Here is a 24,393-nt window from a genome sequence, read left to right as displayed (position 1 = left end):
CCTTAAGGCCTTTTCAAACCGGGAAATCTCAATAGCTGCGCACCAGAGCGCATTCCGTAACGAATACTTTACAAAAAATAAAGAATCCTCCTACAAGCAACGTTGCCATCCTGCTGCAAGGCCGTGCACTTCGGCGTATTTCTAGGTCCATACAGGCAAGACATAACAAGAACGTATCCCTTTGCAGGAGAGCAGCATGAAGCAGACGCAGTACGTGGCCCGCGAGCCCGACGCGCAAGGTTTTATCCACTACACCGCTGAAGAACACGCGGTGTGGAACACGCTGATCACTCGTCAACTGAAAGTGCTTGAGGGTCGTGCGTGCCAGGAATACATGGACGGCATCGAAAAACTCGGCCTGCCCCATGACCGCATCCCGCAACTCGACGAAATCAACAAGGTGCTCGGCGAGACCACGGGTTGGCAAGTCGCCCGCGTGCCGGCGCTGATTCCCTTCCAGACCTTCTTTGAATTGCTGGCCAATAAACAGTTTCCAGTGGCGACGTTTATTCGCACCCGCGAAGAACTGGACTACCTGCAAGAACCGGACATTTTCCACGAGATTTTTGGCCACTGCCCACTGCTGACCAACCCCTGGTTCGCGGAATTCACCCACACTTACGGCAAACTCGGCCTACAGGCTTCCAAGGAAGACCGCGTGTACCTGGCGCGCCTGTACTGGATGACCATCGAGTTCGGCCTGGTCGACACCCCGCAAGGCCAGCGCATCTACGGCGGCGGCATCCTCTCCTCGCCCAAAGAGACGGTCTACAGCCTGTCCAGCGAACCGGAGCATCAAGCCTTCGACCCACTGGAAGCCATGCGCACGCCGTATCGCATCGACATCCTGCAACCGCTGTATTTTGTCCTGCCCAACCTCAAGCGCCTGTTCGACCTGGCCCACGAAGACATCATGGGGATGGTCGAGCAAGGCAAGCAGTTGGGGCTGCACGCACCGAAGTTTGCGCCCAAGCCTAAAGCGGCCTGAGAGCGCCCGCAGTCGCGGCGCACTCGAAAAAATAGTAACGTCTAACAAGAATCGATTTCAGGAATACACCATGAACGCTCTGAACCAAGCCCATTGCGAAGCCTGCCGTGCCGATGCCCCACAGGTCAGCGACGAAGAACTGCCGGTACTGATCAAGCAGATCCCTGACTGGAACATCGAAGTTCGCGACGGCGTGATGCAGCTGGAAAAAGTCTTCCTGTTCAAGAACTTCAAATTCGCCCTGGCCTTCACCAACGCCATGGGCGAAATCTCCGAAGCCGAAGGTCACCACCCAGGGCCTGCTCACCGAGTGGGGCAAAGTCACTGTGACCTGGTGGAGCCACTCGATCAAAGGCCTGCACCGCAACGACTTCATCATGGCCGCGCGCACCGACGAAGTGGCCAAAGACGCCGAGGGCCGCAAGTAATGCATTTCGACGCCATCGGCCGAGTACCCGGCGACCCGATCCTCGGCCTGATGGAGGCCTACGCGCAGGACAGTAACCCGCGCAAATTCGACCTCGGCGTGGGTGTCTACAAAGACGCCCAGGGCCTGACGCCGATCCCGCAGTCCGTGAAGCTTGCCGAACAGCGGCTGGTCGATCGCCAGACCACCAAGACCTACATTGGCGGCCACGGCGATGCAGCGTTCGGCAAGGTCATCAACGAGCTGGTGCTGGGCGTCGACTCGACGCTGATCACCGAAAAGCGCGCCGGTGCCACTCAGACCCCAGGCGGCACCGGCGCCCTGCGCCTGAGCGCCGACTTCATTGCCCAGTGCCTGCCGGGCCGCGGCATCTGGCTGAGCAACCCGACCTGGCCGATCCACGAAACCATCTACGCGACCGCTGGCCTCAAGGTCAGTCATTACCCATACGTGGGCAGCGACAATCGCCTGGACATCGAAGCGATGCTGGCGACGCTGGACCTGATCCCCAAGGGTGACGTGATCCTGCTGCACGCCTGCTGCCACAACCCGACCGGTTTCGACCTGTCCCACGAAGACTGGCGTCGCGTGCTGGAAGTGGTTCGCCGTCGCGAACTATTGCCGCTGATCGACTTCGCCTACCAGGGTTTTGGCGACGGCCTGGAACAGGACGCATGGGCAGTACGGCTGTTTGCTGCCGAGCTGCCTGAACTGCTGATCACCAGCTCCTGCTCGAAAAACTTCGGCCTGTACTGCGACCGCACGGGCGCACTGATTGTCTGCGCCAAGGATGCCGAGAAACTGACGGACATCCGCAGTCAACTGGCCAACATCGCCCGTAACCTGTGGTCCACGCCACCGGATCACGGCGCGGCCGTTGTAGCGACCATCCTGGGCGACCCGGAACTCAAAGGTCTGTGGATCGACGAAGTCGAAGCCATGCGCTTGCGTATCGCGCAGCTGCGTTCAGGGCTGCTGCAATCACTCGAGCCTCATGGTTTGCGCGAGCGTTTTGCGCACATCGGCGTGCAACGCGGGATGTTCTCCTACACCGGTTTGACACCTGCACAGGTGAAGAACCTGCGGGACAATCACAGCGTGTACATGGTCAACTCTGGCCGTGCCAACGTGGCGGGGATTGATGCGACGCGCCTGGATTTGCTGGCACAAGCCATCGCTGACGTCTGCAAGTAACCTCATGCAAGGCAAGTTCCTGTGGCGAGGGAGCTTGCTCCCGCTCGAACACGCAGTGGTCGCAAAGTCTGTATTCGAGTTCTAACTGAACGAACTCATTACCTGGCTTTTGGGGCTGCTTCGCAGCCTAGCGGGAGCAAGCTCCCTCGCCACAATTGCTTCACAACGCGACGACCGGCTGCGGTCATCCGTCGCAACCCGTCGAGATTAAAGTCTTTCTGTCATCTCCCCTGCTGTATCCTGCCAAGGCTTTTTAAAAGCGCGGATCTACACAGCGATTTAAAAACAGACTTTGCGAGGAGCAACCAACATGCATGAGATTCCGAATCTCCCCTTCCCAAGCCTGCACGAAACTGAGCAGACAACCCCGCAACAAGCCGGCGCCCAACAGCCCGAGCCGAAAGAAGCCACTGGCAGCCGCAAGGCCGACAGCGAAGACTGAAAACGCTTGAACCAGACCGTGTGGAAAGCGCTTACTCATGCGCTTTCCACACCGCCTGAACAACGGACCCCGCACCATGACCGACGACTCACGCACCGATTCCTTCAGCGAAAACCAGGCCAGCGTATTGATTGGCACCGCTGAAAAAATGATCGACATCTGGAACCGCCTGACACCCGAAAAACAAGCCCTGCTGCTGGCCCGTTTCGGCAACCAGGAAAACGCCCTCGCTGCATTGGTCACCACGCAACTGGTCGCCCCCGCCAAACCCTGACTTTCCCTGACAGAAACAACACAACGCAGGCGTCCTGGCACCGGTATCATAAGCAGCCTATCTATCCTGCTGCGCCAGTGGACCTTCTCCCATGCCCGATACCCAGCCACCCATGGCGGTCACGCTGCACGTTGTCTCCATCGTCCTCTTCACCTTCATCGGCTACCTGAACATCGGCATCCCCCTGGCCGTACTGCCCGGTTACGTGCACAGCGACCTGGGCTTTGGCGCAGTGATCGCAGGCCTGGTGATCAGCGTGCAATACCTCGCCACCCTGCTCAGCCGACCTTATGCCGGGAGGATCATCGACAACCTGGGCAGTAAGCGCGCGGTGATGTACGGCCTCGCCGGCTGTGGGTTGAGTGGGGCTTTCATGCTCTTGTCGGCCTGGACACAACACCTGCCGGCCCTGAGCCTGATCAGCCTGCTGATCGGTCGGCTGGTGCTCGGCAGCGCGGAAAGCCTGGTGGGGTCGGGATCGATCGGCTGGGGCATCGGCCGGGTGGGCGCACAGAACACCGCCAAGGTGATCTCCTGGAACGGCATCGCCAGCTATGGCGCGCTGGCGGTCGGCGCACCGCTTGGAGTGCTGCTAGTCCATCACCTCGGGCTGTGGAGCATGGGCGTAAGCATTCTGTTGCTGGCGGCGCTGGGGCTGTTACTGGCCTGGCCAAAAACCGCCGCGCCGATTGTTGTCGGCGAGCGCCTGCCGTTCATGCATGTGCTGGGGCGTGTGCTCCCCCATGGCTGCGGCCTGGCACTGGGCTCCATCGGCTTTGGCACCATCGCCACCTTCATCACCCTGTATTACGCGACCCGCCACTGGGACAACGCTGTCGTATGCCTGAGCCTGTTTGGCGCCGCCTTCATTGGCGCGCGCCTGATGTTCGGCAACCTGATCAACCGGCTCGGCGGGTTTCGGGTGGCGATTGCCTGCCTGTCGGTGGAAAGCCTGGGCTTGTTGCTGCTATGGATCGCCCCGGATGCCAACTGGGCGTTGGCCGGTGCGGCGTTGAGCGGATTCGGTTTTTCACTGGTGTTCCCAGCGCTGGGTGTGGAGGCGGTCAACCTGGTGCCAGCCTCCAGTCGAGGCGCGGCCGTCGGCGCCTACTCGCTGTTCATCGACTTGTCGCTGGGGATCACCGGCCCCTTGGCCGGCGCCATTGCCGCCGGGTTTGGTTTTGCCTCGATCTTCCTGTTTGCCGCACTGGCCGCCATGGCCGGTTTGCTGATCAGCGCCTACCTGTACCGGCAAGCGCCAAAATATCGGGAAGAGCGCCAGAGCCGCTAAAAATCCACCTTGCCGCGCCCGGCCTTGATCGAACCTCGCTTGGTCTTGGACTCCAGCCGACGCTTTTTCGAGCCCAATGTCGGTTTGGTGGGACGACGCTTCTTTTCGACCTTGGTGGCACTCAGTATCAGCTCGACCAGGCGCTCCAGCGCATCGGCGCGATTCTGCTCCTGGGTCCGGTATTGCTGGGCCTTGATGATAATCACCCCCTCGCTGGTGATCCGACTGTCACGCAACGCCAGCAACCGTTCCTTGTAGAACTCGGGCAAGGATGACGCCGGGATGTCGAAGCGCAAATGCATCGCACTCGAGACTTTATTGACGTTCTGCCCACCCGCGCCCTGCGCACGAATGGCCGTCAACTCGACCTCGGCATCCGGCAGGTGCACGTTGTTGGAAACCCTCAGCATTGCATTCTCATGGTGATTCCGAAACTCTCTTAGCATCTATAAAACCCTTGATTATTAGGGCTTTAGGCGTTCTTCTATTGTCTCAGTGTTTCACTAAACAACGTGACTTTTCAGGCGAAACGGGAAACAAACGGGAAATATGGCCAAGCGCATTCGACTGACAGAAATGGAAGCCTACAACGTCAAGGGCAAGAAATTCGAACCAATAGGCTCCCGTGGCAAAGGCACCCTGACACTTGAACGCAAGACGGCGGGTTTCATTAACGGCTACTACCGCGAGCGCACCAACGCCGGGGACAAACGCATCGCCCTGGGCACCCTGAGCAAGAATCCACGCCCTGACACCAACGAAATGGATCTGGACGCCATGCGTCTGGCAGCGCTGCGCATCGCCACCGCGTCAATCGCTGCCGGTGGGCTGGAAGAGTACCTGCAACAACAATTAGCATTGAAGGCCGCCGCAGGCGGCAGAGCTGGAGCGAGTGGCCGCACAAGCCGCCCTGGAGGCGAGACGTGGCACTTTCGGTGACCTACTGGACTACTACGTAGTTCACCTGGAAAAGTCAGGAAAGGTGAGTCATAGGGCCGTGGCGAACCAGTTCAAGGCACATATTAAGGACTACCACCCCGAACTCATCCTACGCCCCGCCGCACTGATTGAGCCCGAAGATATCCAGTTCATTTTGTCCGGCGTACTCGGGCGCAAACCCAAGGGCCGTGGGGTTGGTAACCATGCCGCAGGCGGCGCATCAAATGACATGCGTTCGATCTGCAACAACTTACGCCTGTCACTGCAAGCGGCCTTTAGCCACGCGGTCAAAGCGCACCTATCCCCTGAACGAATGGCGCACAGCGGTAAAGTGTTTGCCATCCGAGCTAACCCCGTCCGAGATGTCCCTGCCGTCCAAGGTGCTAAGCGCGCCAACACTGAATCTTTAACACCCGCTGAACTTGGAGAACTGTTGCGCTACCTTGATAAGCTGCCACAGCCAAAAAGTGCGATAGCAAACGCCCTGATCTACTTTGGTGGGCAGCGAATGACGCAGCTTTGCGCAATCCCCTGGACCGCTGTCACCGACGACACCATTTGCTTACTCGATGCCAAGGGACGCAAAGAACAGGCATGGGAGCACCTCCTGCCCATTACAGAGCGAATCCGCGAGACTCTGGCCCCTCTGGTAGAGCACCATGTAGGAGCAGGTCCTTTCGCCTTCTCGGAGGATTCAACCGCGAGCACGTCCACGATTATCAAAGCATTTAGCGAGGCTGGCCGCGAACTCGCAGCGTCTGGTAAGACTCGCATCTTTACGTACCGTAATGTTCGCGTAACCGCAGAAACCTTAATGGCCCATCAAGGCATTAGCTCTGAGGTTCGCGCCTGGTTACTGTCACACGGACGTAGTGGCGTACAGGCCAAACATTACGACCGTTACGCCTACCTACCGGAAAAACGCGTAGCTCTGGAAAAGTGGGGGCGCTACCTCGATGCATTAGCGAAGGGCGACAATTCTAGTGGCAATGTCGTTTTATTAACTCGCCTGAAAAAATCCGACGAACGGTAGTATGTGTACCATTTCGAAATATATGTCCCATATGTCCCACAGGTACACCACAGAGCATTTTTTTACCGCATCAAAACAGCAAAAACGCCTCTCTCGCGGAGTCTCACAAGTTGAATGCGACTGAAACAGCCCGCTACCATGTGGGCACTGGCGAGTTATGCCGTGACGCCCTAAGCACTATAGAACACTGGGCAAAACAGCAAGATCGGTAAACCGCAGACAAGAAAAAGCCCCGGTATTTGACGTACCGAGGCCGATTCGGAAAGGGACGTTAGAGCGTCCTGTGCATACCGCGACAAGCCAGTACGCCATCCGAGAGACGAAGCTTTTTGAGGGGCTTCTTGCGGGCTTTTGGCCAGCCATGAAACTGTATTGCCAAGAGGCGGACGATGCAACGTCCAGCCATCCGCGCGAGCAGTTCTCGCTCTCGGTTTTCTGTACGTCGTTAGAGAAACCGAACAATGACACCATCCACCGGCAACACCCCATGCCCAAAACGGAGCGGACGAAATGCGCCTACATGCGCCAGTCCAATTAACTCCACTGAAAAAATGCCCTAAAAAAGCCCCGCTTGGTATCTCTCCGGCGGGGCTTAGTTGCTCTCCAGGGTGCTGGTAGTAAAGCCGAGCGAATGATGGGGACACATCATCACGCGATGAAATCTGTGCTTTCGCTCACGTGATTTGATTTTTCTCTGAGCAATCAAGCTGCTGTGTTGCAGACGGTAGGGCTCGTTGCCCGTTCCGACGATTTCTTGCCCCAATTTGAGATTTAGCCGAGAAGCGGTCTTTTGCCTATGTGCGCAACTTCTTGCGCACTTGCTTCAAGAAATCCGTCTGTAATTCCCCTACAGCCCACGGCCCACCTGGCCTGTAGCCGAGTGCGCAACTTCTTGCGCAGTACTGCGCAACTTCTTGCGCACTTTGGCGACTATTCCTACACACCAGAAGGCAAAATCCCACCTAGCGCTCACACAACAAATTGATCTAATTGATATTTTTTATACATGGCACAAACCTTGATACCTAAAGATCACCCACCGGGCGATTTCGCCCCCGGGCTATCTCATTTATGTCAGCAAGGAGAGCATCCATGGCAACACCAGCGTATATGTCCGTCACCGGCGAAAAACAAGGCCTGATCACCGCCGGCGCCTTCACCGCTGACTCCGTTGGCAACACCTACCAGGAAGGTCACGAAGACCAGGTCATGGTTCAGGGTTTCAGCCACGAAGTGATCATCCCGCGTGACCCGCAGTCCGGCCAACCTACCGGCCAGCGCGTGCACAAACCCGTGGTTATCACCAAAGTCTTCGACAAGGCTTCCCCACTGCTGCTGGCTGCCCTGACGTCGGGCGAGCGCATGACCACGATCGAAATCAAGTGGTACCGCACCTCCGCTGCCGGCACCCAAGAGCACTACTACACCACCAAACTTGAAGACGCGATCATCGTGGACATCAAGGACTACATGCACAACTGCCAGGACCCGGCGAACTCGCACTTCACCCACCTGGAAGACGTGCACTTCACCTACCGCAAAATCACCTGGACCCACGAAGTATCCGGTACTTCGGGTTCCGATGACTGGCGTTCCCCGGTCGCTGGCTAAGTCTGGCCGACCGTTACAACACATCGGCCAGCGCTGCTGGTCGATGCTGTTTGCGTCACTCAATAATTCTTGCGTTCGTTGATACCCGACAGGGATGTCGATGGACGCCGCAGCACTGCACGAGGAACAAGGGATGTTCTCACCGGCCAACCAACCCCATTTCACATTGACCCTTGAGGGCGCGGACTTTCAGGTCCTGGCTTTCAGGGGCCGTGAAGCCCTGAACACACCGTTCGAATTTGAACTGGAGTTGGTCAGCGAACGTTCCTCACTGAACCTCGAAAGCCTGCTGCACAAACTGGCCTTCTTGCAGCTCTCGCAAAACGGCACCGGCATTCACGGGCTGGTCTACAGCATTGCCCAGGGCGAGGCCGGCAAACGCCTGACCCGCTACCGGATTTCCCTGCGTCCGCAACTGGCTTATCTGGCCCATCGCGTCAATCAGCGCATCTTCCAGCAGATGACCGCGCCGCAGATCATTGCTCAGGTGCTGGAAGAGCACGGCATCCTCGCCAGCGACTATAAGTTCCAGCTCAGCGCGGTGTACCCCGAGCGCATTTACTGCGTGCAGTACGACGAATCCGACCTGCATTTCATCCAGCGCCTGTGCGAAGAAGAAGGCATCCACTACCACTTCCAGCACAGCGCCAGCGGCCATCTGCTGGTGTTCGGTGACGATCAAACGGTGTTCCCGAAACTCGCGCCGGTGGCCTATCAGCAAGACACCGGGCTGGTCGCCGATGCCCCGGTGATCAAGCGCTTCGGGTTGCGTTTGGCCACCCGCACCAGCCGCACCACGCGCCGCGATTACGACTTCACCAAACCGCGCATCGAGCTGGAAAGCGACGCCAAGAGCAGCGCCAAACCGGACCTCGAGGATTACGATTATCCGGGGCGTTTCGTCGACCGTGAGCGCGGCAAACACCTGGCCAATCGGGCACTGGAACGCCATCGCAGCGACTACCGACTGGCCGAAGGCAACAGCGATCAGCCGTTGTTGGTCAGCGGGCATTTCCTGGCCCTGACCGAGCACGCCAACCCGGCATGGAACGACCTGTGGCTGCTGACCGAAATCCTCCACGAAGGCAAGCAGCCGCAGGTGCTGGAAGAAGTGATCAGCAGCGACGTCACCGACCTCAAGGACGATTTTCATCAGGGCTATCGCAACAGCTTCAGTGCGATTCCGTGGGACGTGCCGTATCGCCCTCCCCTCGATCACCCGAAACCCAAAGTGCTCGGCACCCAGAGTGCAATCGTCACCGGCCCGGCCGGCGAAGAGATTTTCTGCGACCAGTATGGCCGGGTGAAGGTGCAGTTTTTCTGGGACCGCGAAGGCGAGTTCGACGACAAGACCAGTTGCTGGATGCGCGTGGCGTCGAATTGGGCCAGCCAGAATTTCGGCTCGATCAACCTGCCGCGCATCGGCATGGAAGTGCTGATCAGCTTCCTCGAAGGTGACCCGGATCAGCCATTGATCACCGGGTGTCTGTACCACGGGGTGAACCTGCCGCCGTACAAGTTGCCGGACTTCAAGACCCTGGCCACGGTCAAGAGCAAGGAATACAAAGGCAGCCGCGCCAACGAGTTGCGTATCGACGACACCACCAGCGAGATCAGCATCGCGCTGCGCAGTGACCACGGTGCCAGCGCGATCAACCTCGGCTACCTGACCCACCCGCGTCCGTCCGGTGGCCAGCCGCGTGGCGAAGGCTTTGAACTGCGCACCGACCGCCACGGCGCGGTGCGGGCGGCGGCGGGTTTGTTGATCACCACAGAGCCTCGTCACCACGAAAGCAAACACCACAAGGACCTGCCGGAAACCGCCGAACGCCTGGCCACCGCCAGCGAGCAACAGGACGGTTTCGCGATTCAGGCCCGCGAGGTGCAGGCCCAGGAACCCGGCGATCAGGACGACGTGGCCAAGGCGATGCATGCCCAGCATTTGGGCATTCTGGGCACGGGTCCGGGTGACCTGAGCACCAACGAATTCCCCGAGTTCGTCGAGCCGCACCTGGTCCTCGCCAGCCCGGCCGGCATCGCCCTGACTACCCCGCGCTCGACCCACATCGCCACCGGCGAACACCTGGCGTTGAGCAGCACCGGCCACACCAGCCTGGCCATCGGCAAACGCCTGCTGGCCAGCGCCAGCCAGGGCATGCGCCTGTTTGTGCAGAACCTGGGCTGGCGTCTGGTGGCGGCCTCCGGCGACATCGATCTTCGGGCGCTGAAAGACAGCATCAACCTGCTGGCCAAACTCAACATCACCGCCAACGCCGACCGCATCACCCTCACGGCAAAAACCGAACTGGTGATCCAGGGTGGCGGCAGCGCCACCACCTACAACGCCGGCGGCATCACCCATGCCACCACCGGGCCGTACACGGCCCACGCGGCGAACTTCGCCTACACCGGGGCGAAAAGCCTGGCCGGTGTGTTCCCCGAGCCGCCGAAACCGGGCAAGGGCAATCTGGAACTGTTCAACCAGTACGCCGGACGGCAGGGCATCAAGGACGGTGATTTCGAAGTGATCGATGCCTTGGGAAAAAGCCTCAAGGGCAAGCTCGACGCCAAAGGTTTTGCGACCGTCTCCGGCGCAGCGCCTGGCCCTGCACGGGTCATGTTCGGCAAGGATCCGGCAGACACCTGGAGCGTGGGCAGCTACATCGGCAAACCCGAGTGGCCACGTGAACAGCCCGGTATTGAAGACATTCCGGCGCAGGTGCAAGCGCTGGTCGCCCAGGCTTTGCCGAGTGCTGGCATCAGCGCCGAACTACTGAAAAATGCCCCGGCCCTGGCGCAAACCGGTATGGGGGCTGTGCAAACCGCTCAACAAGTGCGCGGTGCTTTGCAAGCCGGATCGACTGGGTTGCCGCAGCTCGCCAGTGCGGCGCTGCCGACGGCGTCTCGACTTCTCGGTGCCGCAAGCAAGAGCGGCAAGTTGCCGAAACTGCCCACCCTCCCGCCCGCAAAAACCACCCTCGCCGCGCCGAGCCCGCCCCCCGTTCCCAACCTGCTTGCGGGTGAGATGATTTCATGACTGCCGAAACCCCTGCTGAAAAAAAACGCGAACCGCAGATTGCCATCGTCCCGCTGAATGCCATCGACATCCAGGATGTGGGAACCGGCGCGGCCTACTTTGACACTTGGCTCAGGTCCATCAGTGGTGACGTGGTCACCCTTGACCGGATCAAGAACGTCGCCGGCTCCCTGCCGGTACTCGGCAATATCATGGCGTTGGTCGATGCTTTGGGCGATATCGTCACCCTGTCAACCAGCCAGAAACGTGAACTGCTGGGCTGGGCCAGCCTGGCCATCAACCTGATCGGCGTTTTGCCGTTGCCGCCCGCCATGGCTGCCGCACGTATGACCCTGCGCCCGACCCTGCATCTGATTCGCCAGGAGCTGAAGGCGACCGGCAAGACCCTGATCGGTGCATCGCTGATCGAGATTCTGGTCGGGCACCTGAACGCGTCCATTGTCGGCACCCTTGATGACTTCGTATCGCAAGCCAAGAACAAGTTGCCAGGTATCCTCGCGGACGCCGGCAAACTCGGCGAAGACGTTATCAACGAAATCGCCAAAGGCCTGGAAACTTTAGTCAATGGTCAATCCGATACAAAGGGGGCACTGCAGAAATCGGAACAAAGCTTTAGCACCGCACGCGGACAGTTACTTAACAACCCCAACGCCGCCATCAAGAACATCTTCGAAGGTGTCTTCAGTGCTTTCAAAGCAGGCGGCAGCGGTCTGGCCAACGCAGCCGCAGAGTACGGGCTGCCCGATGACATCAAAAAACGAGTGCTCAGTAGCACCGCCGAACTGCGTGCATTGGGTCCGGAGCTGCGTACCCAGTTGAGCAAACTGGACAACGAGGCCGTCGAGAACTCCATTGGCTGGCTGCTGCTGATGCTGTCCAGTGCCGTCGCCCTTTGGCGCAAGCGCAATGCCCATGGTCAGGCCGCCGGCGTCAAGCCCGGCACGACCAGCCAAGCCAAGCGCAAAGCGGCTGAAGGGAGTTTGGGCTCCAACAGTCACGAGATGCCGGCGGCGACCGCACCCAACCCGAAGAAAAACGCCACCTGCACCGGCACCTGTAACAGCATCAACTTCGCTGTGGGTTCGGAAAGCCTCAGCCACACCGACTTCAGCCTGCCCGGTCCCTTCCCTGTCGAGTGGACCCGTACCTACAGCTCGCGCCTGGACGCCTTTGATGACAGTGAACTGGGCGCACGCTGGATCACCGAGTTCACCACCCGCTTCGACTGCATCGAGGATGGTTTGGTGTTTCATGATGCCGACGGCCGCAGTCATGCCTATCCATTGCCCAAGGTCGGCCTGTTCCACTACGACGCCATCGAAAACATCACCGTGCTGCGGGCCAGCACGGAGCAACTGGTGCTCATCCGTGGTTTCGAGCAACGTGAAACCTACGTGCGCCGTGGCCAGCGCTTCCTGCTGAGCGGTGTGGTGCTGCGCAATGGCGCGGGGATCATGCTGCATTACGAACACCGCCACGCTGACCAGCCAGTGCTGTCGGACCTGATCACTTATCAGGGCGACGTCACCCAGGTGCACCTGCACTTGGGCACCCTGCTCGACGAGCATGGTCGCTTGATCGGCCTGTGGGAAATCCGTGACGGCGCACCTCAACGTCAACTGTGTGCTTACCAGTACGACGGCGCCGGTGATCTGGTTCAGGCTCAGGATGAGAACGGCGCAGCCTGGAGTTATCAGTACCAGCACCATTTGATCACCCGTTACACCGACCGCACCGGACGTGGCCTGAACCTGCAATGGCAAGGCCACGGCGCCAAGGCCAAAGCCGTGCGCGAATGGGCCGACGACGGCAGCTTCGACACCCGCCTGGAGTGGGACGAAAACATCCGCCTGACCTACGTCACCGATGCTCACGGCCACGAAACCTGGCACTACTACGACATCCTCGGCTACACCTACCGCATTCGGCACCCGGACGAGCGTTCGGAATGGTTCTTCCGTGATGACGCGAAAAACCTGATTCGTCACGTCCACCCCGACGGCAGCACCGACCGCTACAGCTACGACGAACGCGACAATTTGCTTGAACACATCCGCGCCGACCACAGCGTGATGCATTACGCCTACGACGACCAGGACTTGCTGATCAAGATCAGCGACGCCGAGGGCGGCCAATGGCAGCGGGCCTACGACGATCACGGCAACCTGGTCGAAGCAGTTGATCCGCTGGGCAACAAAACCGAATACGCCTACAACAAGGCTGGCCTGCCGACCGCAATCAAGGACGCCAACGGCAACGAAAAAGCCTTGGACTACAACGACGCCGGCCAGTTGGTGGAATACGTCGATTGCTCGGGCAAGACCAGTGCCTGGGAATACAACGAACTCGGTCAGATGATCTGCTTCACCGATCCGGCGGGACAGAGCACTGAATACGAATACAAGGCCGGGCAGTTGGTGTTGATCAAACACCCGGACAAGACTGAAGAACGTTTTGAACGCGATGCCGAAGGTCGTTTGCTCGCGCATGTCGACGGACTCGATCGTTGCACCACTTGGACCTACACCACTGCAGGTTTGATCGCAGAACGGATCGACGCCGCCGAGCAAACCCTGCGTTACCGCTGGGATCGCCTCGGCCAGTTGCTGGCCTTGGAAAACGAAAACGAACAACGTGCGCATTTCCACTACGACCCCGTGGGCCGTCTGCTGGAAGAAACCGGCTTCGACGGCCGCGCGACACGCTACCAGTACGACCCCGAAACTGGTCGCCTGGCTCACACCGCCAACGGCGAGCGCGTAATCTCAGTCATCTTCGACCCGATGGGCCGCTTGACCGAACGCCGCGCCACGCTGGGCGAGCAGTCGCAAAGTGAAACCTTCGCCTACGACGGCAACGGCAACCTGGTCATGGCCAGCAACGCCGACAGCCGCCTGCAGTGGTTCCACGACCCGGCCGGCAACCTGTTGCGTGAGCACCAGCATTACCTGGGCCTGGAAAAACCAACGGTCGCGGTCTGGCAACACGAGTACGACGTGCTCAACCAGCGTATCGCCACCGTGCGCCCGGACGGCCACCGTGTCAGTTGGCTCACCTACGGTAGTGGCCATTTGTTAGCCCTGCGTCTGGACGAACACGAACTGGTCGGCTTTGAGCGCGACGATCTGCACCGAGAAATCGCCCGTCACCAAGGAAACCGCCTGCTACAAACGCAAAAATGGGACCCGGCTGGACGTCTGCAAGAACAGTTGCTGGGACGCAGCGACGACAAATCCACGCTGCTCAAACGTGACTACAAATACGACACCGTCGGCCAGTTGACCGATATCAACGATAGCCGCCGTGGTCCGTTGGCCTACCGCTACGATCCGGTCGGCCGCCTGCTCAGTGCTACCAGCCGCCTGGGCGTGGAAACCTTCGCCTTCGACCCGGCCAGCAACCTGCTCGACGACCCAACGCAACAGATTCGGCGCCCACTGGATCAAGACAAGCCACGCAGCAAACTGATCGACAACCTGCTGCGCGAGTACGCCGGCACGCATTACGAATACGATGAGCGCGGTAACCAGATTCAACGCTGGCACAACGGTAACCGTAGCCAAATGCAGTGGGACCTGTTCGACCGCCTGGTGCGTTTCGAAGATGCTCGCTTGGCCGTGGATTTTGCCTACGACCCACTCGGTCGCCGCCTGCACAAAAATTCCAGCGCGCACTACAAACAGCGTCCCGAAGCCGGTTCGCAATGGAACCGCAGCGAACACGCACGCAAGCAACGCGAACTCGGTTGCGGCTTCACCCTGTACGGCTGGGATGGTGACAACCTGGCCTGGGAAAGCAGCCCGGCGCAGATCGATGGTGGCACTGGCAGAACGGTGCACTACGTCTTCGAACCTGGGACTTTTGTCCCGGTGGCCCAGGCCCTACGACATCAACCGATTCACCTACTCAGCCAGCCGGACTACCGCGGCGACTACAGCCTCGGCAACGATCCACTGTGGAACCACAAACCCACCGCTCAGCCAATCGACGTCCTGAGTTGGTACCAATGCGACCACCTTGGTACACCGCAAGAACTGACCGATCAACACGGTAACACCGCCTGGAGCGCGCAGTACAAGGCGTGGGGGGAAGTGCGGGAGCAGCGTTCGGAATGGGCGCAACAGCAAGGGCTGACCAACCCGATCCGGTTCCAAGGGCAGTACCACGACCATGAAACGGGGCTGCACTACAACCGGCATCGGTACTATGATCCGGGTGTGGGACGATTTATCAGTCAGGATCCGATCAGTTATACAGGAGGGTTGAATCTGTATGCTTACGGACAGAATCCAGTTGAGTGGGTCGACCCACTGGGTTTAACGGGCAAACCTCTTTCAGGCACCACCAAGGTCAACCGAATTGGCGGAAACTCGGTTGATAACTTACGATTGAAGCCGGCAGAGGAAAAACTCAACCCGCCTGGAATATCTGTTCTTCATAGCTGTTGCCCATGCGATGCGAGCAAGCAAATGCGGGATGCATTTCCAAAAGCAACAGGTTTACAAAAGGCTGCAGGAACCGTCTCATCTGGTAGCGCGGATGCAATTCGAGGTGCTGGCTTTGATGTTATTGATGACGCAACAAATAAGTTTCCGAATCATGCACGAATAATACATCCGAACGGCGCTGCTGGATTTAACGACGAAAATCTTCAAGACCTTTCGAAAGCGCTAGGGAAAACCACCGAGTGTCCAAAACAATGAAATTCCACTTAAAAAATGAAGCCGGCATTGTACTAGGCATGATTGTGATTGACTCATCAAAAGAAACGCTCATGCTTGGAAGTTTCTCACCAGCACCGGAGTTCTCTGCGTACGCGTCTATATTTAATGAATTCGAATATGCAGCAAACAACCAGCTACTCTCCGAGATAGACAGACTGGAAAAATGCATTAGCAGGCTCTCATTTTACATATCCGGCCCATTACCTCAGGAAACGAAGCGCGAAATTGACGACTTACAAATAATAGAGGGTGGCATAAGTTTTCACCTGAAACGCTAATTAAGACACTGTTGCAGTCCAGAGCAGTGAGAGGTTCATCATGTTTTATTTGCTGTCTTACGTAAAGTTACGATATCGAGACGTGCGAAAGTGATCATTATTAAGTAGAGGAGCATCGTGAAAGACATTATCCGCTTAGGCGACTCCACCAGCCATGGTGGTGTCGTTCTTGAAGCCTTCTCCCAAACGGATCTAAACGGCAAACCCATTGCCGCCGTCGGCCACAAGGTCAGTTGCCCGCTATGCAAAGGCGTTTTTCCCATTGCCGAGGGCAGCAGCACCTACACAGTGGGTGGAATTGCTGTCGCACTGGACGGCATGAAAACCGCCTGTGGTGCCAGTTTGATCGCCAGTGGCCCAAAGGGAGCAGTGATCAGTTGAGCCATCCCTCAATGACAACCTCAAAATAGGCCAGCCCCACTCCCCTATTGTTCGATGGCGGGTATGAAGCTCAGGTATGGACTTGCCCCTACAAAACCGGACACCAACTCCCCGTTAAATTGACGCTGACCGCCACCAACAATGATCCTGATGATTCGAAGCTGAAAGAATGGACGAGTACCCGGAGAGGAGAATCTAATCACACCCTAACGAATGGTGTATTGAAATCTGTTTGTCGTAAGGGGACTAAATAATGACTGAAAAGCTAGAAATTTTTGATGTCCTTCGGGCGTTTTTAGATAGAGTTTATGAGGAGGCTTCGAAAAGACAGAATGTTGTACTTAAGAGAAATCATGGCCACTACGAGTACCCTGGTGAAAAGTTCTGTGCCTACGTGACCATTCTCCCTAATAAAGTCGAACTTATTTTTGAAGGCAAGGAGGTTAGCACTGACATCTTTGTCATTACTTTGGATATATGCACGACGGATGGAGAAATACTTAATAGCGATATTGTGTCTGTGAGCGGTAGATGTGATGAGATCAAGGCCACATTGACTTCGCAAGAAGAGTTAGCACTCACTCAACTATTAAAATTCTTGGACAGCTGAGTCTTTTTCGACGAAAGAGTGGACATCGAAGGAGAAGGAACGTCTGTAGAGTGTCGCTGGTTATTCCGTCAGGAGATCCGGTTTAATTCCTGAACAGTCTAGGTGCACTATTATGAGGGCGGACTCATACTTTTCAGGCATTGGTGCTTCTGCTGCATAAACTGCAATTACTCCAAAGAGAAGGAAGTGATAGATGAAATCATTTGACATAGATGGAGCGTATCGGCTCGCAGGTAATCTTCTGAAGGTGATCCAGAACGGAGAACTAGCTGCTTTATCGGACTTTGGAGTAAGCCATGCTATTTACGAAGAAATTACTGAGGAGTTGGAAAGGTCGGGGGAAAACGTTGAAACCTTGACGATCCCTCCTTATGCCGCTGCATTTCAACCAGATAGCACTGGAAGGATCCCCTTTTACGGTTATGAGATGGAAGCAGATCCCCAATCGAAAAGAGTTGCTAGCCAATTATGGTCCGGAGGGCAAAAGACTGATCTCACGTTAATTGCCGACTACACGGAGAGGCAGGGAGAGACGTCTCTGACTTTCAGACTGTTAGAGACACAATAACCCTCCCGCATCATCGACATGATGCTGCAACTGCAACGTGATTATTAAGGAGGGTGTATGGAATTTTTCATGTCGGCGGAACGAGAGTCTGATATTGGAGAGGGGGAGCGTCTCGCAAGAACCAAAATTGAACCTGTTCTGGCGGGATTGTTGGAGGAGGCTCATATAGAGGCAGACCTGAACGGTTGGAATTTCATATCAGTCATACTCTCGGAAAAATTTATTTCTGGGTTCGCGGAGATAGCGAAGTTCAATAAGAAGGATAAGGAGCTAGAGTTTCGTCTCCATATCGACCACGAAAAATTCAAACAGGCTGACCAGAAAGCTCAGACGTCTATGATGATTGATGCTATTGAGCGTTCCATCGGTATGATGGACAAATTCAAGGTGGGGAAAAATGACAAGCAAACGTTTCAAAACGCCTTGAATGAAACACGAAAGAGGCTGCTGGACTAATACATTTAGTCGTTTCACTAGGCTCTGTACGAAATCCGCCGAAACTCATTTGACTCCCACAAACGTCAGGAATCAGTAGAGTCCGCGTCCATCAAAGGCAGGAGCCCACGATGGCCAAACGGTACGAACTCCCCGACGCAGCCTGGGATCTGGTTGCAGACATCTTCAGTGAACCCCGCCGAAACGGACGCCCACGGGCAGATGATCGGCTGATGCTCAACGGCGTACTGTGGGTGCTCTGTTCAGGAGCCGCCTGGCGTGACATGCCCGAGAGCTTCGGCCCGTGGTCAACGGTGTATCAACGCTTTCGCGACTGGCGTAATCGCGGGTCTTTCGACCAGATGCTCAAGCGACTTCACATCCGATTGAACGAGCAAGGCTTGATCGATCTGGAAACCTGGATGATCGACTCCACTGCTGTTCGTGCAACCCGAGCCTCATCAGGCGCCGGGAAAAAAGGGGGCCTGAAGAACCGCAAGACCATGCACTCGGGCGCAGTCGGGGCGGCCTGACGACCAAGATTCACATGCTGTGTGATGCCAATGGCGTGCCGCTGCGCTTTCTATTATCAGGTGGGCAAGCAAGTGATTGATATCGCTTATGCCCAACCGTTGCTGGATGAGGCTTACATTCCAGGCCTGCGCGGTCGTCCCCGCAAGCGCTGCCGCTGGTTGCTGGCCGACAAGGGCTATGACGCCGAAGCCCTGCGCCGCTACTGCGATCGTTATCGGATGCAGCCGGTAATCCCGCTGCGCAGCATGAAGCGCAAGCCGAAGCCGGGCTTGCCAAGACTGTTTGATCGCCCCAAGTACCGGCAGCGCAACATCATTGAGCGCATGTTCGGGTGGCTGAAGGAAAACCGCCGCATCGTTACGCGCTTCGACAAACTCGCGAAAAGTTATGCAGCGATGGTCTCACTGGCTTGTGCCATGCGGTGTTTGCGACATTACTTTTCGTTCAGAGCCTAGCAAACATTCACGCTACGCCTGGTAGCGGAATTCGCGCTATGGGCTATTGTTCGTGCCAGCATATTGGAATCACGATCTGAAGTGCAGGTTGATTTCGAGCCCATAAGGATGGGCTGCGGTGTTTTCAAAAGCTGATGGCTCGGTACAGCCGCTGCTTAATCATCTCTTGGGCGAGCAGCTACAAACGGAAGGTTTACGACATGTCTAGATGTACAGCACCGGTACATGGTCATCGTTCGGCAAGCGCAAGAGCAGCGTGTCCCGCATGTGGCAGCGGATATAGCGGGTACGGATCGTGATCGTATTCATCCTCGTCCTACGCACCATCCTATTCGTCCCCGTCTCATGGCGGGGGTGGTCGCAGTAGCGGCGGTTCATCCAGCAGCGCAAAGCCGCGCTGGTCGAAGCCCGGATCCTCTGTGGGCCTACACCTCCGCCGAGGTAAGAACGCTCACACCGGTACGCGAAAATGTCGAGAGGCGTGCGACAGTACCTGATCTACGTGACGTCTTTCTTTGTCACGCCTGGGACGACCGGAAAGGATCCGCGAAGGAGCTGCATGATGTACTCGAGTCGCTCGGTGTTTCCGTTTGGTTCAGCGAGAAAGATGTCCTTCTAGGCTCTTCCTTACTGCGTGAAATTGATAAGGGATTGGCGAAGTCTCGAGTAGGAATTGTGCTGGTGACCCCTGCTTTGCTGCGTCGCCTAGCAGCTGAAGGCATCGCTGACAAAGAGCTTTCCGCGCTCCTCGCAAGGGATCTGCTGGTTCCCATCATTCACGACACCACATACGAATCGCTGCGCGAAGTCAGTCCTCTACTCGGTTCGAGAAGCGGCCTGAGCACTGCTGAAGATACGTTTGCAGATATCGCGGCCAAGCTTGCCGAGTTGGTCGCCCCGTAGCTTCACTGTCCATGCGTACGGCTTTACTTACAGACCTGTTATCAATCGAAGGAGTTGAACACATGAGTATTAAACCCGGCCCCAAACCGATCGCTGAATCCACCGGCAAAAAGGACCAACGCCGTCGTGTTACTGAAGAAAACAAACCCAAACATCCCGATCTGGAAGTACATAAACACAAAAAAGGTGACTGACCTTAAAAGCGGTGACAGAGGGGTGATTCACGTAGGTTTGGCCCCTTCTGGCCGTATTCCGCCTATCGCGTCCGACTGAAAACGGCCATTAGCTGTCATTCCTGACGTGCAACAATCAGACGTAAGCAGTCGGTCACGAGCGTCTGCTTCTGGCCGATTTCTGCCTGTCGCGACGGGCAGAAAACGACCCAGGCTGTGTGAAAACGCATGCACCCTTTTGAAGTCTGCGTTGCTACGTAAAATCTGCCAGCATTTGGTTAGTCAGCAGACCTGAAATTTGCGTAGGAACGCGACTTTCGCTCCGATTCTGACTGTCAAACTTGCGCTAAAACGTTTTTACACAGCCTCGACCCAAAGCAACGGGGCTTGCAATGAGGGGGAGTCCATATACGGACACTCGTTGCTGGAAGCAGTCGGCCAAAAGCGGCTTCCGATTCACAATGGGGCTGTCAGCTTCTATGACATTCGCACCTACAAGCCGCAAAGAAGTTCGCGTCTCACCTGGAGAGCAATCGCTGCGAAGCCCTTTCCACTGCCACGCTTGCGGGGCGTGTAGTCCTGATGAGTAGAAACATCCGCCCATTGACTCACCGATTCCACGTATCTATGAGTGCTATCGGTATCAATTTCAAACGCAATGAACCGCTCTGCGTGAGTGAGCAACAGACCATAAAGGCGTGGCATTCCGGGAAAGTCGACTTCAAGGTCGAGTACGACGGTTTCTGACCATCTAATGCCTTTTGACTCGCCATAGTTTTTTAAGGCGGGGGGAACCCCTGCGGCCTGCCAAGCTTTGGCGGTTACCATGAGTCTGTGGGCCACAAGAGCATTTTGCTCTTGCACACTCAGTTGCCGCTTTTTTATCAGGCGGTCAATGTCCACTTCAATCTCCTCTAAAATCGTCGCTCCCAGGATGGAGATGACCTATCAAGCGCGCAGCGACTCAGACGATTCCCATCTGCACGCTGCTACCCGATCTAAGCGGGGCGTAGCGAGGTCTCTGCTTCATCTGCAACACTCCTTCTGCTTACACAGAATTTAGTCGTGTTGCATCGACCGGTTGAATCCACAACCCAAAGCGGACACAGACGGGGCATTCCGATTAGCTGAATTGACGCTCATACAGAGTGACCTGCTGAGGAAACAGCTCACCATAGAGAGGATATGGAATACCGAAAATGTTCACTTCGATGCAAGGCGACGGGAGCTCTTTCGAGTAATCCAGGATGGCCAGACCCTCGCATGGAATTACCAGACCCGCTTCTGTCTGAACAGAAAGATCCAGAACGGTCTGATCGTGGTGGTTCGTTGAGCACTCGTTCTGGATAGCAGCGTACCCATCGGCAAGTTCGAATTGGCCTGAAGCAACGCCCATTGGGGGATCTCCGTAATCGAGCGCCGAGTAGCCCACCAAAACCAACCCGCTATAAATTGAGAATCGCGTCATCAGACTGCCTGTTTTTGCCATGCATTAGACCCAACAGCGGTATATCACTCGGCTAGTAGTTAAGCGAGGGCGAGCTGTTGAGCGACCGCAAATGGCCGTTCTCTGCCAGTCCCCCACCAGGGCACTCACTGTTTAGGTCGAGTGCAAACGGATGGTCACCAACTACCCCACCGACATAAACGACAGAAATCGTCACGGCATGAAATCTGGATAGCCACCAAGGTCAAGCCGCTACGCTTTTCAACATCAGACGGCCTAACGTAAGTGGCGACGTTTATTGTGTTGCCTGTTAACAGGGGTACAGAACAGATACGGGATAGAAACGGGAAAAATCAACCTTAAACCTGGAAGACCGAAGATCAAAAAACACCTAAACCCAGCTATCTAAAAGGGCTCAATAGTCATTTCACAAAATTAGAATAAGTGATTGGAAATCACCAGCATGGAAAACGATCCTCAATCAGGGCTGCCAGAATACCTTGTAGAGCGAGCCCACGGATTTTGCATCGCTCACAAAAAACCCGGCACTACGCCGGGTTTGTTGTTTCTGCGCTTTGCACTTACTTGGCAGCGGAACCTGCAGCCTGCAATGCATGCTGAGTACTGCGCTTGTTCTTGATGTAGTAGCAGCCCCACATGAAGAGGACCCAGACCGGAATCGCGTACACCGAGACCTTGATGCCAGGGATCATCAACATGATACCCAGGATGAACACCACGAATGCCAGGCAGACGAAGTTGCCGTACGGATACCACAGCGCCTTGAACAGCGGTGTTTGCTTGGTGCGGTTCATGTACTGACGGAACTTGAAGTGCGAGAAGCTGATCATCGCCCAGTTGATCACCAGCGTCGCCACAACCAGCGACATCAGCAATTCCAGCGCGTGTTGCGGGATCAGGTAGTTCATCAGCACGGCCACGAATGTCACCGCCGCCGACGCGAGGATCGAACGCACCGGCACGCCGCGCTTGTCGATCTTCGACAAGGACTTGGGTGCATCGCCCTGCTCGGCCATGCCCAGCAACATACGGCTGTTGCAATAAGTGCCGCTGTTGTACACCGACAGCGCCGCCGTCAGGACCACGAAGTTAAGGATGTGCGCTGCGGTGTTGCTGCCCAGCATCGAGAACACCTGGACAAACGGGCTGCCGCTGTACGCATCGCCATTGGCATTCAAGCTCACCAGCAGACTGTCCCACGGGGTCAGCGACAACAGGACCACCAGAGCACCGATGTAGAAAATCAAAATCCGGTAGATCACCTGGTTGATGGCTTTCGGGATCACGGTTCTCGGTTTGTCGGCTTCTGCTGCGGTGAAACCGAGCATTTCCAGACCGCCGAAGGAGAACATGATGATCGCCATGGCCATCACCAGACCACTGACGCCGTTAGGGAAGAAACCACCGTGTTCCCACAGGTTGGTTACCGAGGCTTGCGGGCCGCCGCTGCCGCTGACCAGCAAGTAGCTGCCCAGGGCGATCATGCCGACGATGGCCACGACCTTGATGATCGCGAACCAGAACTCCGCCTCGCCAAAGACTTTGACGTTGGCCAGGTTGATCGCATTGATCATCACGAAGAACACCAGCGCCGAGGCCCAGGTTGGAACCTCCGGCCACCAGTAGTGCACGTATTTGCCGACAGCCGTCAGCTCCGACATACCCACCAGGATGTACAGGATCCAGCAGTTCCAGCCCGACAGGAAACCGGCAAAGCCGCCCCAGTACTTGTGGGCGAAGTGACTGAACGAGCCGGCCACCGGCTCCTCGACAATCATTTCGCCAAGTTGGCGCATGATCATGAAGGCGATGAAGCCACAGATCGCGTAGCCAAGGATCATCGAAGGGCCGGCCGATTTCAGCACGCCGGCAGACCCCAGGAACAACCCGGTACCAATCGCGCCACCGAGGGCGATCAGCTGAATATGGCGATTTTTCAGGCCGCGTTTAAGCTCGCCTGAATGCGAGTTTTGTCCACTCATTAAAAGGGTCTCACGCAAGGTTTGATGATGTTCGTTAAGACGTTGCTGCTCGGGTCAGGATTAAGCAGCGCGGATCAAACCCCAGCGCAGGCACCAGGAGTTCAGCGTTTTGCTACCGGTCATACGTCACCTGTTTGTTTTTATCTGTGACGAAATCGAACCCACCACGCTTGTGGCGCGGCGGAATGAACAAGGTGGATAACCTTGAGTTTATTGGCCTTGTCGGTGTTTCAGAAGGGTTGCAGCACACGCTTACAGCCGATCAGAACAGCCCACAGAGGCGCAAAATGCGCGGATACGCAATCGGGTCACAGTTAAAACGCCGCGCATTGTACACCCGTAACCCCCTGCTGCCAGACACCGCTTGATCAGCGTGTCGGTTGCCGGGATTGCACGGGGCCGTTTCGAAGGTCTCGAACGGCGGCAATTAAAGGGGCAAACCCGTTTGGGTCGCCAGCGGGGACGATTGAAAAATCGTCCCTCGGAGAGAGTCGGATGAGTTGGATAATGGCGTTCATTGCGCCTCCTTCTTGTTATGCACCTGCACGACAGGCATAGGCGCATCACACCGCTGAAAGGCTTTCGAAACAAGCGGGCCAGAGCCTTGCACCACGATTTGTGGCCGGCGAACCGGAAGCATTTCCTT

22 protein-coding genes and 1 pseudogene are annotated in these 24,393 nt (G+C 56.8%); 19 read left to right on the top strand and 4 right to left on the bottom strand.

The window, feature by feature from the left end; genetic code table 11:
- Positions 1-196 precede the first annotated feature (196 nt).
- From phhA to AABM54_RS07920, 6 genes and pseudogenes are all read left to right on the top strand, one after another.
- Positions 197-988, top strand: a complete 792-nt coding sequence (gene phhA / locus AABM54_RS07945) for a phenylalanine 4-monooxygenase (RefSeq protein ID WP_347904719.1) — start codon at positions 197-199, stop codon at positions 986-988.
- Positions 989-1,058: 70 nt separating this feature from the next.
- Positions 1,059-1,416 (top strand): annotated as a pseudogene (locus AABM54_RS07940) (4a-hydroxytetrahydrobiopterin dehydratase).
- Positions 1,416-2,609 (top strand): amino acid aminotransferase, encoded by a 1,194-nt coding sequence (locus AABM54_RS07935; RefSeq protein ID WP_347904718.1) that lies wholly within the window; start codon positions 1,416-1,418, stop codon positions 2,607-2,609. Before AABM54_RS07940 ends, AABM54_RS07935 begins: the two are co-directional and overlap by 1 nt.
- A 310-nt stretch (positions 2,610-2,919) precedes the next feature.
- Entirely contained in the window at positions 2,920-3,051 is a 132-nt protein-coding gene (locus AABM54_RS07930) for a hypothetical protein (protein WP_256585517.1), read from the top strand.
- A 76-nt stretch (positions 3,052-3,127) separates the two neighbouring features.
- Positions 3,128-3,325: a hypothetical protein gene (locus AABM54_RS07925; RefSeq protein WP_347904717.1), complete on the top strand. Its 198-nt coding sequence runs from the start codon at positions 3,128-3,130 to the stop codon at positions 3,323-3,325.
- A 91-nt stretch (positions 3,326-3,416) separates the two neighbouring features.
- Entirely contained in the window at positions 3,417-4,616 is a 1,200-nt protein-coding gene (locus AABM54_RS07920; RefSeq protein WP_347904716.1) for an MFS transporter, read from the top strand.
- Here the strand turns inward: AABM54_RS07920 and arfB are convergent.
- Positions 4,613-5,026: an alternative ribosome rescue aminoacyl-tRNA hydrolase ArfB gene (gene arfB / locus AABM54_RS07915; protein WP_347904715.1), complete on the bottom strand. Its 414-nt coding sequence runs from the start codon at positions 5,024-5,026 to the stop codon at positions 4,613-4,615. The genes AABM54_RS07920 and arfB overlap by 4 nt on opposite strands.
- A 139-nt stretch (positions 5,027-5,165) precedes the next feature.
- On the opposite strand from arfB, the gene AABM54_RS07910 reads away from it, so the two are divergent.
- The 13 genes from AABM54_RS07910 (at position 5,166) to AABM54_RS07850 (ending at position 20,318) form a co-directional block, all read left to right on the top strand.
- Positions 5,166-5,555: a hypothetical protein gene (locus AABM54_RS07910; RefSeq protein ID WP_347904714.1), complete on the top strand. Its 390-nt coding sequence runs from the start codon at positions 5,166-5,168 to the stop codon at positions 5,553-5,555.
- A 58-nt stretch (positions 5,556-5,613) separates the two neighbouring features.
- Positions 5,614-6,588 (top strand): hypothetical protein, encoded by a 975-nt coding sequence (locus AABM54_RS07905; RefSeq protein ID WP_347904713.1) that lies wholly within the window; start codon positions 5,614-5,616, stop codon positions 6,586-6,588.
- Between the two features lie 1,092 nt (positions 6,589-7,680).
- Positions 7,681-8,199, top strand: a complete 519-nt coding sequence (locus AABM54_RS07900) for an Hcp family type VI secretion system effector (protein ID WP_347904712.1) — start codon at positions 7,681-7,683, stop codon at positions 8,197-8,199.
- A gap of 133 nt (positions 8,200-8,332) precedes the next feature.
- A complete protein-coding gene (locus AABM54_RS07895; protein WP_347906150.1) occupies positions 8,333-11,236 on the top strand; it encodes a type VI secretion system tip protein TssI/VgrG in 2,904 nt (967 codons plus the stop codon).
- Positions 11,233-15,939: an RHS repeat-associated core domain-containing protein gene (locus AABM54_RS07890; protein WP_347904711.1), complete on the top strand. Its 4,707-nt coding sequence runs from the start codon at positions 11,233-11,235 to the stop codon at positions 15,937-15,939. Before AABM54_RS07895 ends, AABM54_RS07890 begins: the two co-directional genes overlap by 4 nt.
- Positions 15,940-16,355: 416 nt before the next feature.
- The gene (locus AABM54_RS07885; protein ID WP_347904710.1) at positions 16,356-16,619 is read left to right on the top strand and encodes a PAAR domain-containing protein; all 264 of its coding nucleotides are present in this window, start codon (positions 16,356-16,358) and stop codon (positions 16,617-16,619) included.
- Between the two features lie 253 nt (positions 16,620-16,872).
- A complete protein-coding gene (locus AABM54_RS07880) occupies positions 16,873-17,229 on the top strand; it encodes a hypothetical protein (protein WP_347904709.1) in 357 nt (118 codons plus the stop codon).
- 193 nt (positions 17,230-17,422) lie between these two features.
- A complete protein-coding gene (locus AABM54_RS07875; RefSeq protein ID WP_347904708.1) occupies positions 17,423-17,797 on the top strand; it encodes a hypothetical protein in 375 nt (124 codons plus the stop codon).
- 57 nt (positions 17,798-17,854) lie between these two features.
- Positions 17,855-18,253: an Imm44 family immunity protein gene (locus tag AABM54_RS07870; RefSeq protein WP_347904707.1), complete on the top strand. Its 399-nt coding sequence runs from the start codon at positions 17,855-17,857 to the stop codon at positions 18,251-18,253.
- A gap of 110 nt (positions 18,254-18,363) precedes the next feature.
- Positions 18,364-18,765, top strand: a complete 402-nt coding sequence (locus tag AABM54_RS07865; protein WP_347904706.1) for an IS5 family transposase — start codon at positions 18,364-18,366, stop codon at positions 18,763-18,765.
- 60 nt (positions 18,766-18,825) lie between these two features.
- Positions 18,826-19,221, top strand: coding sequence for a transposase (locus tag AABM54_RS07860; RefSeq protein ID WP_347904705.1), 396 nt, complete (start codon positions 18,826-18,828; stop codon positions 19,219-19,221).
- A 345-nt stretch (positions 19,222-19,566) separates the two neighbouring features.
- Positions 19,567-20,124: a toll/interleukin-1 receptor domain-containing protein gene (locus AABM54_RS07855; protein ID WP_347904704.1), complete on the top strand. Its 558-nt coding sequence runs from the start codon at positions 19,567-19,569 to the stop codon at positions 20,122-20,124.
- A gap of 62 nt (positions 20,125-20,186) precedes the next feature.
- Positions 20,187-20,318, top strand: a complete 132-nt coding sequence (locus AABM54_RS07850; protein ID WP_017337405.1) for a hypothetical protein — start codon at positions 20,187-20,189, stop codon at positions 20,316-20,318.
- Between the two features lie 471 nt (positions 20,319-20,789).
- Here AABM54_RS07850 and AABM54_RS07845 read toward each other — a convergent pair whose 3' ends face one another.
- The 3 genes from AABM54_RS07845 to AABM54_RS07835 form a co-directional block, all read right to left on the bottom strand.
- Positions 20,790-21,200 carry a hypothetical protein gene (locus AABM54_RS07845; protein ID WP_347904703.1) on the bottom strand — a complete coding sequence of 137 codons (411 nt, stop codon included), beginning with the start codon at positions 21,198-21,200 and terminating at the stop codon, positions 20,790-20,792.
- Between the two features lie 220 nt (positions 21,201-21,420).
- Positions 21,421-21,786 carry a hypothetical protein gene (locus AABM54_RS07840; protein WP_347904702.1) on the bottom strand — a complete coding sequence of 122 codons (366 nt, stop codon included), beginning with the start codon at positions 21,784-21,786 and terminating at the stop codon, positions 21,421-21,423.
- Positions 21,787-22,325: 539 nt separating this feature from the next.
- Positions 22,326-23,747, bottom strand: a complete 1,422-nt coding sequence (locus AABM54_RS07835) for an amino acid permease (RefSeq protein ID WP_347904701.1) — start codon at positions 23,745-23,747, stop codon at positions 22,326-22,328.
- Positions 23,748-24,393: the final 646 nt, after the last annotated feature.

The sequence above is a fragment of the Pseudomonas purpurea genome (assembly GCF_039908635.1).
GTDB classification, from domain to species: domain Bacteria; phylum Pseudomonadota; class Gammaproteobacteria; order Pseudomonadales; family Pseudomonadaceae; genus Aquipseudomonas; species Aquipseudomonas purpurea.
Note: the sequence above shows the minus strand (reverse complement) of the source record. Positions and strands in the feature narration are given on the sequence as shown.